Annotated in this window: 10 protein-coding genes; 5 read left to right on the top strand and 5 right to left on the bottom strand. The window is 72.6% G+C overall.

What is annotated here, in order from left to right; genetic code table 11:
- Positions 1 to 11: 11 nt before the first annotated feature.
- On the bottom strand, positions 12 to 938 hold the full coding sequence (locus C4U03_RS20120) for a tRNA (adenine-N1)-methyltransferase (protein ID WP_235017990.1): 927 nt from the start codon (positions 936 to 938) through the stop codon (positions 12 to 14).
- Positions 939 to 1,008: 70 nt separating this feature from the next.
- Complete coding sequence (locus tag C4U03_RS20115) at positions 1,009 to 2,103, bottom strand: site-2 protease family protein (protein WP_146087446.1); 1,095 nt, start codon at positions 2,101 to 2,103, stop codon at positions 1,009 to 1,011.
- Positions 2,104 to 2,225: 122 nt separating this feature from the next.
- Between C4U03_RS20115 and C4U03_RS20110 the strand changes: the two genes are divergently transcribed.
- The 5 genes from C4U03_RS20110 (at position 2,226) to C4U03_RS20090 (ending at position 8,958) form a co-directional block, all read left to right on the top strand.
- Complete coding sequence (locus C4U03_RS20110) at positions 2,226 to 3,209, top strand: RecB family exonuclease (protein ID WP_103939351.1); 984 nt, start codon at positions 2,226 to 2,228, stop codon at positions 3,207 to 3,209.
- Between the two features lie 245 nt (positions 3,210 to 3,454).
- The gene (locus C4U03_RS20105; protein WP_103939452.1) at positions 3,455 to 4,675 is read left to right on the top strand and encodes a sensor histidine kinase; all 1,221 of its coding nucleotides are present in this window, start codon (positions 3,455 to 3,457) and stop codon (positions 4,673 to 4,675) included.
- A 68-nt stretch (positions 4,676 to 4,743) separates the two neighbouring features.
- The gene (locus C4U03_RS20100) at positions 4,744 to 5,430 is read left to right on the top strand and encodes a response regulator (protein WP_103939350.1); all 687 of its coding nucleotides are present in this window, start codon (positions 4,744 to 4,746) and stop codon (positions 5,428 to 5,430) included.
- A 235-nt stretch (positions 5,431 to 5,665) separates the two neighbouring features.
- Positions 5,666 to 6,460, top strand: a complete 795-nt coding sequence (locus C4U03_RS20095) for an ABC transporter ATP-binding protein (RefSeq protein ID WP_103939349.1) — start codon at positions 5,666 to 5,668, stop codon at positions 6,458 to 6,460.
- Positions 6,457 to 8,958 carry an ABC transporter permease gene (locus tag C4U03_RS20090; protein ID WP_103939348.1) on the top strand — a complete coding sequence of 834 codons (2,502 nt, stop codon included), beginning with the start codon at positions 6,457 to 6,459 and terminating at the stop codon, positions 8,956 to 8,958. Before C4U03_RS20095 ends, C4U03_RS20090 begins: the two co-directional genes overlap by 4 nt.
- A gap of 90 nt (positions 8,959 to 9,048) precedes the next feature.
- Here the strand turns inward: C4U03_RS20090 and C4U03_RS20085 are convergent, their stop codons facing one another.
- The 3 genes from C4U03_RS20085 to C4U03_RS20075 are packed head-to-tail and all read right to left on the bottom strand — an operon-like array spanning position 9,049 to position 12,355.
- A complete protein-coding gene (locus tag C4U03_RS20085; RefSeq protein ID WP_103939347.1) occupies positions 9,049 to 10,227 on the bottom strand; it encodes an ABC transporter ATP-binding protein in 1,179 nt (392 codons plus the stop codon).
- A 29-nt stretch (positions 10,228 to 10,256) separates the two neighbouring features.
- Entirely contained in the window at positions 10,257 to 11,345 is a 1,089-nt protein-coding gene (locus C4U03_RS20080; protein ID WP_103939346.1) for an ABC transporter ATP-binding protein, read from the bottom strand.
- On the bottom strand, positions 11,345 to 12,355 hold the full coding sequence (locus C4U03_RS20075; protein WP_103939345.1) for an ABC transporter permease: 1,011 nt from the start codon (positions 12,353 to 12,355) through the stop codon (positions 11,345 to 11,347). Before C4U03_RS20075 ends, C4U03_RS20080 begins: the two co-directional genes overlap by 1 nt.
- Positions 12,356 to 12,372 lie beyond the last annotated feature (17 nt).

Here is a 12,372-nt window from a genome sequence, read left to right as displayed (position 1 = left end):
TCGGTGCGGTGCTAGGCGTCCGCGGGGGCCGGGTGGGCGCCCTTGGCGGGCCGGCGCCGCCGCAGGGGCGGCGTCACGCCCGCGGCCAGGCGGCGCGCCGTCACCAGGAAACCGGTGTGCCCCACCATCCGGTGGTCGGGCCGCACCGCCAGCCCGTCCACGTGCCAGGACCGCACCATGGTCTCGAAGGCGTAGGGCTCGGCGAAGGAGCCGTGCTCGCGTAGCGCCTCCACCACCCGCGACATCTGCGTGGTCGTGGCGATGTAGGCGCACACCAGCCCGCCGGGGATCAGCGCCTTGGCCACCGCCTCCAGGCACTCCCACGGGGCGAGCATGTCCAGGACGACCCGGTCGACCTCGGTCTCGGCGAGCGCGTCCTCCAGCGCGCCGACGGTCAGCCGCCACGCCGGGTGCGGCCCGCCGAAGAAGGTCTCCACGTTCTTGCGGGCGATCTCGGCGAAGTCCTCGCGCCGTTCGTAGGACGACACCAGCCCGTGCTCGCCCACGGCGCGCAGCAGGAAGCAACTGAGGGCGCCCGAGCCCGCCCCCGCCTCCACGACGCGGGCGCCGGGGAAGATGTCGGCCATCGCCACGATCTGCGCGGCGTCCTTGGGGTAGACGACGGCGGCGCCGCGCGGCATCCGCAGCGCGAAGTCGGCCAGCAGCGGGCGGAACGCCAGGTACTCGGTGCCGCCGGTGGAGCGGAAGACGCTGCCCTCGGGACTGCCGATGATCTCGTCGTGCGGGATGGCGCCCTTGTGGGAGTGGTACAGCTTGCCGGGCTGCAGGGTGATGGTGTTGACCCGGCCCTTGGGATCGGTCAGCTGAACCTGGTCGCCGGCCCGGAACGGCCCGTGGGGGATGCGGCCCGTGGACGGTGCGGGGCCGACGGGCGCCTCGGGCTGCGCGGGGACTCCGGTCGGCTGCGGTTCGGTCATGGTCGTCAAGGCTAGTGGCGGCCGGGAGCGGCCACGCCGGGCCCGTGGCCGGCGGCCGGTGCGGCCAGGGTCACGTCCCGGCGAAGGCCCGGTCGATGTCGGTGGCGGCGAGCACCCCGTACACCCGCCCGTCCGGCTCCACCAGCAGGTACTCCGAGGCGGGGGCGCGGCGCAGCGCGTCGATCAGCGCCTCGCCCGACAGGTCCGCGGGCAGCGTCAGCTCCGGCGACAGGGTGCGCGAGACCTCCCCGACGCCCAGCCACGGCCGGCGCTGCTCGGGCACCGCGTTCAGCGCCCGCTCGCTGACCAGCCCGACCGGCCGCCGCTCGTGGTCGACGATCACCAGCGCCCCGGCGGCCTCCTCCCGGGCCCGCCGGATCGCCTCCGCCAGCGGCACGTCGGCGGTGACCAGGGCGGCGCGGCGGGCCAGCCGGCGCGCGTGCAGGGCGGGGATGCGGGCGCGCACCCGCTCGGCGCGCAGCGCGTGGGTGGCGCCCACCCAGATGAAGGAGGCCACCAGCGCCGACCACAGCAGCGACACCCAGCCGATGCCCTCGCCGTCGACCGGGTAGGTGGCCAGGAACGCCCCGGCGGCCAGCGTGAGGACGGCCACGCCGCGGCCCACCCAGGCGGCCACCACCGTGCCGGCCCCGCCCCGCCCGGTGATCTTCCACACCGCCGCCCGCACCAGCCGGCCGCCGTCCAGCGGCAGCCCCGGCAGCAGGTTGAACACCCCGACCAGTAGGTTGGCGAACGTCAGCGCCGCCACCAGCAGCCGCCCCACCGGTGGCAGCGGCAGCAGTAGCTCGGCGAGCAGGCCCAGCCCCGCCAGCACCAGGTTCACCACCGGCCCGGCGAAAGCGATCAGGAACTCCCGGCCCGGGGTGGGCGACTCGCGCTCGATGGCGGTCTCGCCGCCGAGGATGTGCAGGGTGACCGAGCGCACCGGCAGGCCGAAGATCCGGGCGGTCACCGCGTGGCTCAGCTCGTGCACGAACACCGACCCGTACAGCAGCACGGCGTAGACGAACGCCACCGCGTAGCTGAGCGGGGAGGCGACCACGTGCCGCGCCTGGCCCTCGAACATCACGGTGATCACCAGGGCGACCAGGAACCAGCTCGGCGAGACGTACACCGGGATCCCGAACGGCCTGCCCATCAGCATGCCCGGTCGCCGGGACGTCGGCTGCGGATCATCCCCGGCCCGGGGCGCGCTGTCTGCCACGCCCTCGATGCTACGGGCTGTAGTGCGGGATTTCGTCGCAGGTGTCGCCTACGCTGTCGCCCATGACGACCTCCGACTCCCCCGCGGGCACCGCCCCCCGGGCCGCCGGGCCGCGCGACGGCACCGGCGGGGTGACGGGGGCGCTGTCGCCCTCACGCGCCGGGGACTTCATGACCTGCCCCCTGCTGTACCGGTTCCGGGTGATCGACCAGATCCCGGAGCGGCCCAGCCCGGCGGCGGTGCGGGGCACGCTGGTGCACGCGGTGCTGGAGCGGCTGTACGACCTGCCGGCGGCGGGCCGCACGGTGGCCGCCGCGCTGGACCTGCTCGGCCCGCAGTGGGAGCGGCTGCTGGCGCGGGAGCCCGAGCTGGCCACGATGTTCGAGCCCGGCCCGGGCGACGCGGACGGTACGGACAATGCGAATGGCGCGGGCGGCGGTTCCGATCCGGACGCCGACCAGGGGGCCTGGCTGGAGCGGGCGCGGCAGATGGTGGAGCGGTACTTCACCCTGGAGGACCCGCGGCGGCTGGAGCCCGCCGAGCGGGAGCTGTACGTGGAGACGGTGCTTGACTCCGGGCTCAAGCTGCGCGGCTACATCGACCGGGTGGACATCGCGCCCACCGGGGAGATCCGGATCGTCGACTACAAGACCGGCACCGCCCCGCGCGCCGACTTCGAGGCGCGGGCGCTGTTCCAGATGAAGTTCTACGCGCTGGTGATGTGGCGGCTGCACGGCACGGTGCCGCGGATGCTGCAGCTGATGTACCTGGGCAACGGGGAGATCCTGCGCTACGTCCCCGACGAGGCCGATCTGCGGGCCACCGAGCGCAAGGTGGAGGCGCTGTGGCAGGCGATCCGCCGGGCGACCGAGACCGGCGAGTGGCGGCCGCGGCCGGGCCGGCTGTGCGACTGGTGCGACCACAAGCAGCGCTGCCCCGAGTTCGGGGGGACGCCGCCGCCGCTGCCCGCGGTACCGACGCCGCGCCGTTCTCCCGCCGATCTGGAGCCCGGCCCGTCGCCGCGCGACCACAGCGACGACCTGTGACCCTGTGACCGCACGGCCCGTCCGGCGGGCGGGGACGGGATGTCCCGTCCCCGCCCGCCGGACGGCTTCGCCGGAGCCCCGCCCACCGCGCCCGCCCAAGGGGGCGTCCCTCCTCCCGGACGGTGCCGCCGACCAGCGGGAACGGTCCGGCGGAGGACGCCGCCGACGGGCTCCTCCTCAGGGAGGACCGGGGATCGCCGTGCAGGAGGGGTTCGCCTCCCGTCCGACGCCATAGGGTGAACTGCGTGTCACCCCGCATTCGCAACCTCGTCGAAGGCCGTGCGTGGTTGCGTCGCCATCCGCAGGTGGCCGACCTGATCGTGGCGGTCCTGCTGCTGGCGGCCGGGGTGCCGCAGCTGCTGCTGACCGAGCTGCCGGTCGACGCCGCGGTGCACTTCCGCAGCCCCGACGCGGTCAACGCCCTCCTCGTCGCCGCGGTGACCCTCCCGCTGGCGCTGCGGCGGACGCTGCCGATGACGGTGCTGATGTTCATCACCGCCGGCCAGCTGCTGCTGGCCGGGCTGAACTACCCGTCGTCGCCGGCGGACGTGGCGGCGTTCCTCATCGCCATCTACAGCGCCGCGGCGCACCGGGCGCTGGCGCACAGCGCGCTGGGCGGCCTCATCGCGTTCGCCGCCTTCAACGTGATGCTGGTCCTGTACGACCTGCACACCTCGTTCCTGGACTACGTGACGAACTGTGCGCTGCTGGTCGGGGTGTGGCTGCTGGGCCGCAACCTGCGGCTGCGCCGCGCCTACCTGGCCGAGCTGGAGGACCGGGCGGCGCGGCTGGAGCGGGCCCGGGGCACCGACGCGCGGGCCGCCCGGGTGGAGGAGCGGTCCCGGATCGCGCGCGAGCTGCACGACGTCGTCGCCCACCATGTCAGCGTGATGACCGTGCAGGCCGGCGCGGCCCGCCGGATCCTGGACCGCAGCCCCGACAGCGCCCGCGAGGCGATGGGCACCATCGAGGAGGTCGGGCGTACCGCGCTCAGCGAGATGCGCCGGATCGTGGGCGTGCTGCGCACCGAACGCGACACCGCCCCGGCCGGTCAGGAGCTGTCGCCGCAGCCGGGCATCGCCGACCTCGGCGAGCTCATCGACCACGTCCGCGAGACGGGCCTGTCGGTGAACCTGTGGATCGAGGGCGAGGCGCGGACGCTGTCGCCGGGGGTGGACCTGGCGGCCTTCCGGCTGATCCAGGAGGCGCTGACCAATACCCTCAAGCACGCGGGCCCGCAGGCCCGCGCCTGGGTGCGGCTGCGCTACACCGACGCCGACCTCACCGTGGAGATCGAGGACAACGGCCGCGGCGCCGAGACGCTGCTGTCGGGCAACGGCGACCGGCCCGGGCACGGGCTGGTCGGCATGTACGAGCGGGTCGCCCTGTACGGTGGCGAGCTACGGATCGGCCCCCGGGTGGGGGGCGGCTTCGGGGTCCGCGCGCGGTTCCCACTGGAGGCGTGAGTGACCGCACAGATGACCGGAGACGGCCCCCGCGGCCGGTCCGGCGTGGCGAACGGGAGAATGGCCCCATGACCGTACGCGTCCTGCTCGTCGACGACCAGCCGCTGCTGCGCACCGGGTTCAAGCTCATCCTGGAGGCCGAGCCCGACCTGACGGTGGTGGGCGAAGCCGGGGACGGCGCGGCGGCGGTGGAGATGACCCGCGCGATGCTGCCGGACGTGGTGCTGATGGACATCCGGATGCCCGGCATGGACGGCATCGAGGCGACCCGGCGGATCGTCCGGGAGGGCGCGGCCACGCACGACCCGCGGGTGCTGATCCTGACCACCTTCGACCTGGACGAGTACGTCATCGAGGCGGTGCGGGCCGGGGCCAGCGGGTTCCTGCTGAAGGACTCCCCGCCGGAGGACCTGGTGACGGCCATCCGGATCGTGGCGGCCGGCGACGCGATCGTGGCGCCCAGCGTCACCCGGCGGCTGCTGGACAAGTTCGCCTCACGGCTGCCGGCGGTGCGCGAGTCCACGCCGGCGCCCGGCCTGGAGACGCTGACCGAGCGGGAGCGCGAGGTGCTGCGGCACGTCGCCCGGGGGCTGTCCAACGCCGAGATCGCCCGCGAGCTGGTGGTCAGCGAGACCACGGTCAAGACGCACGTCGGCAATGTGCTGGCCAAGCTGGGGCTGCGCGACCGGGTCCAGGCGGTGGTGTACGCCTACGAGTCGGGCATGAGCCGGCCGGGCCAGACCGACCGGGCCTGACCTGGCCCTAGCCGTCACACCCCGGGTTCCCCTCGGGGATCTCCCCTACTTATGGGGGCGGGCCGCTACTTCCGGAGGATGATCGGCGGCCGGGTCCTTCCCCCGGAAGGGGGAGCACCAATTCCCTTCCGCAGGCTCATCTTCGCGGGCCGCCGGGCTCCTACCGTACTGTCATGGGCCGCGAACGCGCCGAGCGGCCCGCCTTCCCATCCGTTCCCCCCGATCAGGAGTTCTCGTGACGCATACCGCCCCGACGACAGACGAAGGGCTCGCCGCGCCCGGGGCGGGCGACCTCGCCGCACGCGCCCAGCAGATCACCAAGGTGTACGGCAGCGGCGACGCCCGGGTGGTCGCGCTGGACGGCGTGACGCTGGGCATTCCCCGCGGCCGATTCACCGCCATCATGGGCCCGTCCGGGTCCGGCAAGTCCACCCTGATGCACTGCATGGCCGGACTGGACTCCATCGACTCCGGCACGGTCCTGATCGGCGACGTAGAGCTGAACCGGCTGGACGACAAGCGGCTGACCCGGCTGCGCCGCGACCGGGTGGGCTTCGTCTTCCAGGCGTTCAACCTGGTGCCGACGCTGACCGCGCTGGAGAACATCACGCTGCCCATGGACATCGCCGGCCGCAAGCCCGACCGGCAGTGGCTGGACCGGGTGATCGACACCGTCGGGCTGCGGCCCCGGCTGGGGCACCGGCCCAGCCAGCTGTCGGGCGGCCAGCAGCAGCGGGTGGCCTGCGCGCGGGCGCTGGCCTCCCGCCCGGAGATCATCTTCGCCGACGAGCCCACCGGCAACCTGGACTCCCGGTCCGGCGCCGAGGTGCTGGGGTTCCTGCGTGACTCGGTGCGGGAGATGGGCCAGACCATCGTGATGGTCACCCACGACCCGGCCGCGGCGGCCTACGCCGACGAGGTGGTCTTCCTCGCCGACGGGCGGATCGTGGACACCATGGCCGCCCCCACCGCCGAGAAGGTGCTGGAGCGCATGAAGGGCTTCGACCTGCCGGGGGCCACGTCCGCATGATGGTCAAAGTCACGCTCCGCAATCTGGCGGCGCACAAGCTCCGGCTGCTGCTGACCGCCGTCTCGGTGATCCTCGGGGTGGCCTTCGTGGCCGGCACCCTGATCTTCACCGACACCATGAACCGCCAGTTCGACGACCTGTTCAACGGCATCGGCCAGAACGTCGCCGTGGACGTGCGGGCCAAGAAGGTCGTCGACGGCGGCGACGAGACCATCACCGCGCGCCCGGTGCCGGCCACCCTGCTGGAGAGGTTGCGCCGGGTCGATGGCGTCAAGGATCCCGTCGGCAACGTCACCGGCTACGCCGCGATCGTCGGCAAGGACGGCAAGCTGCTCGGCGGGCAGGGCCCGCCGCAGCTGGGCGTCAACTGGGTGCCCGGCGGCGACCTGGACCTGAAGACCGGCCGGGCGCCGTCCGGGCCCGGCGAGATCGTCATCGACGCCGAGACCGCCGAGCGGGCCGGCTACCGGGTCGGCGACCAGATTCAGGTGGTGGTCAACGGGCCGCCGCAGCGGCCGCGGATCGTCGGGCTGGCCGACGCCGGGCACCTGATGGGCGCCACGATGGCCGCCTTCGACACCCCGACCGCGCAGCGGCTGCTGCTCAAGCCCGGGTACTTCTCCGACATCTCCATGGCCTCGGCCGGGGTGGACGAGCGGGTGCTGCGCGACCGGGTGGCGGCGGTGCTGCCGGCCGGCTACGAGGCCGTCACCGGCACCCAGATGCGCGAGGACGCCAAGAGCGACGTCGCCCAGCTCATGTCGTTCTTCAGCATCTTCCTGATGGTGTTCGCACTGATCTCGATCTTCGTCGGGGCGTTCATCATCTTCAACACCTTCTCCATGCTGGTCGCCCAGCGCACCCGGGAGCTGGCGCTGCTGCGCGCGATCGGCGCGGCCCGCCGGCAGATCACCCGGGCGGTGATCGGCGAGGCCGTGGCGGTGGGGTTCGTCGGCGCCACGCTGGGCCTGGCGGTCGGGGCCGGGCTGTCCGTGCTGCTGCAGAGCGTGGTGGGCATCGACGGCTCCGGCGGCCTGGTGTTCACCGCGATGCCGGTGATCTGGTCGTACGTCGTGGGCATCGGCGTCACCGTGGTGTCGGCGTACTTCCCGGCGCGGCGGGCCGCCAAGATCCCGCCGGTGGCGGCGATGCGCGACGACGTGGCGCTGCCGCAGCGGTCGATGCGGATCCGCATCGCCGTCGGCGGCGCACTGACCGCGGGCGGCGCGGTGCTGATGGCGCTGGGCCTGGGCGGTGTCGAACTCGGCGGCAACGTGATGATCCCGATCGGGGTCGGCGCGCTGGCCGTCTTCCTCGGGGTGGCGATGCTGGCCCCGGTGATCAGCGGCCCGGTGGTACGGGTGCTGGGCGCCGTCTACCCCCGGGTGTTCGGGACGCCGGGCCGGATGGCCCAACGCAACGCGCTGCGCAACCCGCGGCGGACCGCCGCCACCGCCGCCGCGCTGATGATCGGGCTGGCGCTGGTCACCACGGTGAACGTGCTGGGCTCCTCGATGCGGGCGTCGGTGAACGCGGAGATCGACAAGGTCCTCGGCGCCGACTACCTGGTGGAGGCCCAGGGCCAGGGCGGGGTGGACGCCACCGCCGTCAAGGCGGTCACCGCCGTCCCCGGCGTCGAGCAGGCGCTGCCGCTCTACCAGGGCAACGGCAAGATCAATGGTAAGAACGCCTGGTTCGCCGCGGCCGACGAGGCCGCCCTGACCGCGGGGGCCAGGCTGGAGATGAAGTCGGGCTCCACCCGGCTGGGCACCGACGGGATGATGGTCGACACCGACATCGCCGAGGCCAGGAACTGGCAGGTCGGCACGGTCGTCCCGGTGCAGTTCGCCGGTGGGGCGACCGAGCGGCTGCGGATCGTGGGCACCTACGCCCCCAACCAGTTGCTGGGCCCCAGGGTGGTGGCGGCGGAGGCGTTCAAGAAGAACACCGTCAACCCGACCCCGTTCGTCCTGGTGGTCAACACCGCCTCCACCGACGCGGCCACCATGGCGGCGCTGGAGCGCGCGCTGGCCGGCCATCCGGGGCTGGAGGTCCGGGACCAGGCCGCCTTCAAGGAGTCCATGAGCCAGCAGATCGACGGGCTCGTCAACTTCCTGACCGTCCTGCTCACCATGTCGATCATCATTGCGGCGGTCGGGGTGATCAACACCCTGGCGCTGTCGGTGATCGAGCGGACCCGGGAGATCGGGCTGCTGCGGGCGGTCGGCGTCAGCCGCCGCCAGCTGCGCCGGATGATCCGGCTGGAGTCGGTGGTCATCGCGCTGTTCGGCGCGCTGCTGGGGATCGGCATCGGCGTGCTCTTCGGGTCGGCGACCCAGCGGGCGCTGGTCGACCAGGGGCTGACCGTGCTGAGCGTCCCGGTGGTGACGCTGGCGGTCTACCTGGTGCTGGCGGCGGTGATCGGCGTGCTGGCGGCGCTGTGGCCCGCCTGGCGGGCCGGCCGGATGGACGTGCTGAAGGCCATCTCCGTGGAGTGAGGGACCGGCGATGACGAACGCCCCGCACGGCCTGGCCGTGCGGGGCGTTCGTCATCGCGGGCGGTGCCGCGCAGGCATTGCCGGGCCTTGTCAGACCTTGCGGACTCCGCCTTTCGCCTCGCCCAGGGTGACGGGCTCTCCGGTGGCCGCGGCCTCGTCGCGTTCGGCAGCGGCCTTGGCGACCAGCTCGGTGGCGCCCTCCGGCGCGTTCTCCGGGAAGTGGCACGCGGTGTGGTGCCCGGGCCGCAGCTCCACCAGCGGCGGCTCGACCTGCTTGCAGATCTCCTGCGCCTTCCAGCAGCGGGTGTGGAAGCGGCAGGCCGGCGGCGGGTCCAGCGGGCTGGGTACGTCACCGGACAGCCGGATGCGCTCGCGGCCCTTGCGCTTGTCCGGGTCGGGGATCGGCACCGCCGACAGCAGCGCGTTGGTGTACGGGTGCATCGGCTCGGCGTACAGGTCGTTCCGGTCGGCGATCTCGACGATCTTGCCCAGGTACATCACCGCGACCCGGTCGGAGATGTGCCGCACCACCGACAGGTCGTGGGCGATCACTACATAGGTCAGGTCCAGCTCGTCCTGCAGGTCCTCCAGCAGGTTGATGACCTGCGCCTGGATCGACACGTCCAGCGCCGAGACCGGCTCGTCAGCGATGATCAGCTTGGGCTTGAGCGCCAGCGTGCGGGCGATGCCGATGCGCTGGCGCTGGCCGCCGGAGAACTCGTGCGGGTACCGGTTGTAGTGCTCGGGGTTGAGCCCGACCAGCTCCAGCAGGTCCTGCACGGCCTTCTTGACGCCCTGCTCGGTCTGGATCTTCTGCAGCCGGAACGGGGCGCCCACGATCGCGCCGACCGTCTGCCGCGGGTTCAGCGACGAGTACGGATCCTGGAAGATCATCTGCAGGTCACGGCGGAGCGGGCGCATCTGGCGCTGCGACAGCCCCGTGATGTCGGTGCCCTCGAAGGTGATCCGGCCGAAGCTGGGATCCAGCAACCGCATGATCATCCGGCCGGTGGTGGTCTTGCCGCAGCCCGACTCGCCCACCAGCCCGAGGGTCTCGCCCTTGTGCACCGCGAACGAGACGCCGTCCACGGCCTTGACCGCCGCGACCTGGCGGCGCAGCAGCCCGGCCGTGACCGGGAAGTGCTTGCCCAGGCCCTCCACCGCCAGCAGCGGTTCGCCGCCCCGCTCGGGGCGTGCGGCCTGGGCCGCCGACACGCCGGTGCCGGCCGCCGGGCTCGTTTCGGCCCCCGTCTGCGGGGTGCTCACCATCGTCTCGCCTTCCTTCGCGCCCGTGTTCGTCACAGCTTCGGCAGGATCTCGGTTTCCCAGATCTGCCTGCGCCGTTCCAGCGGCAGATGGCAGGCGACCCGGTGGCCGGGCTCGACCTCGGCCAGTTCGGGCCGCTCGGTCTCGCTCCTGCCCTCGTTCAGCTCCGCGTAGGCGCAGCGCGGGCTGAACGCGCAGCCGGCCGGTACGTTGATCAGGCTGGGCGGGGTGCCCTTGATGGGCAGCAGCCGCTCGGAGCGCTCGCGGTCCAGCCGCGGCATCGAGCCGAGCAGGCCCCAGGTGTAGGGGTGCAGCGGCCGGTGGAAGGCGTCCTGCACACTGGCCTGCTCCACGCTGCGCCCGGCGTACATGACCAGGATGTCGTCGCTCAGCTCGGCCACCACGCCCAGGTCGTGGGTGATCATGATGATCGCGGAGTTGAACTCCTCCTGCAGGTCCCGGATCAGGTCCAGGATCTGCGCCTGCACCGTCACGTCCAGCGCGGTGGTGGGCTCGTCGGCGATCAGCAGTTCGGGGTCGCACGACAGCGCCATGGCGATCATCGCGCGCTGCCGCATGCCGCCGGAGAACTGGTGCGGGTAGTCGTCCACCCGCCGCTCGGGCTTGGGGATGCCGACCCGGCCGAGCATGTCCACGGCGTGCTTGCGGGCGACCTTCTTGCTGACGTCGTTGTGCACCCGGTACGCCTCGATGATCTGGTCACCGACGGTGTAGAAGGGGTGCATCGACGACAGCGGGTCCTGGAAGATCATCGCCATCCGGCGGCCGCGCAGCCTGCGGACCTCCTCGGGCGAGGCGCCCACCAGCTCCTGGCCGTCCAGCCAGATCTCCCCGGAGACCTTGGCGTTGCGCCGGTTGTGCAGGCCCAGGATGCCCAGGCTGGTCACCGACTTGCCGGAGCCGGACTCGCCGACGATGCCCAGCGTGCGGCCGCGCTCCAGCCGGAACGACAGGCCGTCGACCGACTTGACCAGACCGTCGTCGGTCGGGAAGTGGATGCGCAGGTCGCGCACCTCCAGGAAGGCGGTCGGCGGTGGCGAGCCTTCGGCCATGGTGACCGGCGTGCCGTCCAGCGTCTCGGCCGGTCGCTTGTCCCCCATCAGCTGTGCCTCACCCTCGGGTCGACGACCCCGTACAGAACGTCCACGACCAGGTTGGCCAGGACGACGAACAACGCGGCGAACAGCACCACCCCGAGCACCACCGGCAGGTCGCTCTGGATGACGCCGTCCAGCGACAGCTGGCCCAGTCCCTTGAGCGAGAACGCCCGCTCGGTCAGCACCGCTCCACCCACCAGCAGGCCGAAGTCCAGGCCGAAGATCGTCAGCAGCGGGGTCAGCGCCGCGCGCAGCCCGTGCTTGGTCACCACGGTGCGCTCGGGCAGTCCCTTGGCGCGCGCGGTGCGGATGTAGTCCTCGTTCATCGTCTCCAGCATGCCTGCCCTGGTGAGCCGCGCGTACATCGCCGCGTAGAGGAACGCGAGCGTGATCCACGGCAGGATCAGGCTGCTGGCCCAGGCGGCGGGATCCTGGGTGAGCGGTTTGTAGTCCACCGACGGCAGCAGTCCCCAGGCGTGCACGATGAACGCCAGCGACAGCAGGCCGGTGAAGAAGACCGGTAGGGAGACGCCGGCCAGCGCGACCGCCATCGCCGCGCGGTCGAACAGGCTGCCGCGCCGCAGCGCCGACAGCACTCCGATCGAGACCCCCACGATCACCCAGATCACGGCCGCGCCCACGGCCAGCGACAGGGTCACCGGGGCCCGGTCGAGGATCTCGTCCAGGACCGGCGTGCTGGTGCGGAACGAGTAGCCCAGGCAGGGCGCCGAGCACTCCACCTCGGAGACCCCGGTGTCGTAGCTGTCACCGGCGACGATCGCCTTGACGAAGCGGCCGTACTGGACCGGAAGCGGCTCGTCCAGCGACAGGCGCTCCTTGACCTGCGCGAGCGCCTCCGGTGTGGGCGACTTGCCGGCGAACCGGGCGGCCAGGTCGTCCTCGCTCACCCCGGCGGCCTTGGGGACCAGGAAGAAGATGCCGAAGGTGACCGCGGTGATGATGAACATCAGCACCACGGCGCTGAGGAGCCGGCGGACGATGAATGCGATCACAGTGGGCGGCGGAGGCG

The organism is Thermomonospora echinospora (genome assembly GCF_900108175.1).
Classification (GTDB): domain Bacteria; phylum Actinomycetota; class Actinomycetes; order Streptosporangiales; family Streptosporangiaceae; genus Thermomonospora; species Thermomonospora echinospora.
This window is presented reverse-complemented; position numbering and strand designations above follow the sequence as displayed.

Bases quoted from the DNA above. Each gene is read 5' to 3' on its own strand.
- C4U03_RS20085 (WP_103939347.1), bottom strand. From the start codon at position 10,227: ATGGTGAGCACCCCGCAGACGGGGGCCGAAACGAGCCCGGCGGCCGGC.
- C4U03_RS20090 (WP_103939348.1), top strand. From the start codon at position 6,457: ATGATGGTCAAAGTCACGCTCCGCAATCTGGCGGCGCACAAGCTCCGG.
- C4U03_RS20080 (WP_103939346.1), bottom strand. From the start codon at position 11,345: ATGGGGGACAAGCGACCGGCCGAGACGCTGGACGGCACGCCGGTCACC.
- C4U03_RS20100 (WP_103939350.1), top strand. From the start codon at position 4,744: ATGACCGTACGCGTCCTGCTCGTCGACGACCAGCCGCTGCTGCGCACC.
- C4U03_RS20110 (WP_103939351.1), top strand. From the start codon at position 2,226: ATGACGACCTCCGACTCCCCCGCGGGCACCGCCCCCCGGGCCGCCGGG.
- C4U03_RS20115 (WP_146087446.1), bottom strand. From the start codon at position 2,103: ATGCTGATGGGCAGGCCGTTCGGGATCCCGGTGTACGTCTCGCCGAGC.
- C4U03_RS20120 (WP_235017990.1), bottom strand. From the start codon at position 938: ATGACCGAACCGCAGCCGACCGGAGTCCCCGCGCAGCCCGAGGCGCCC.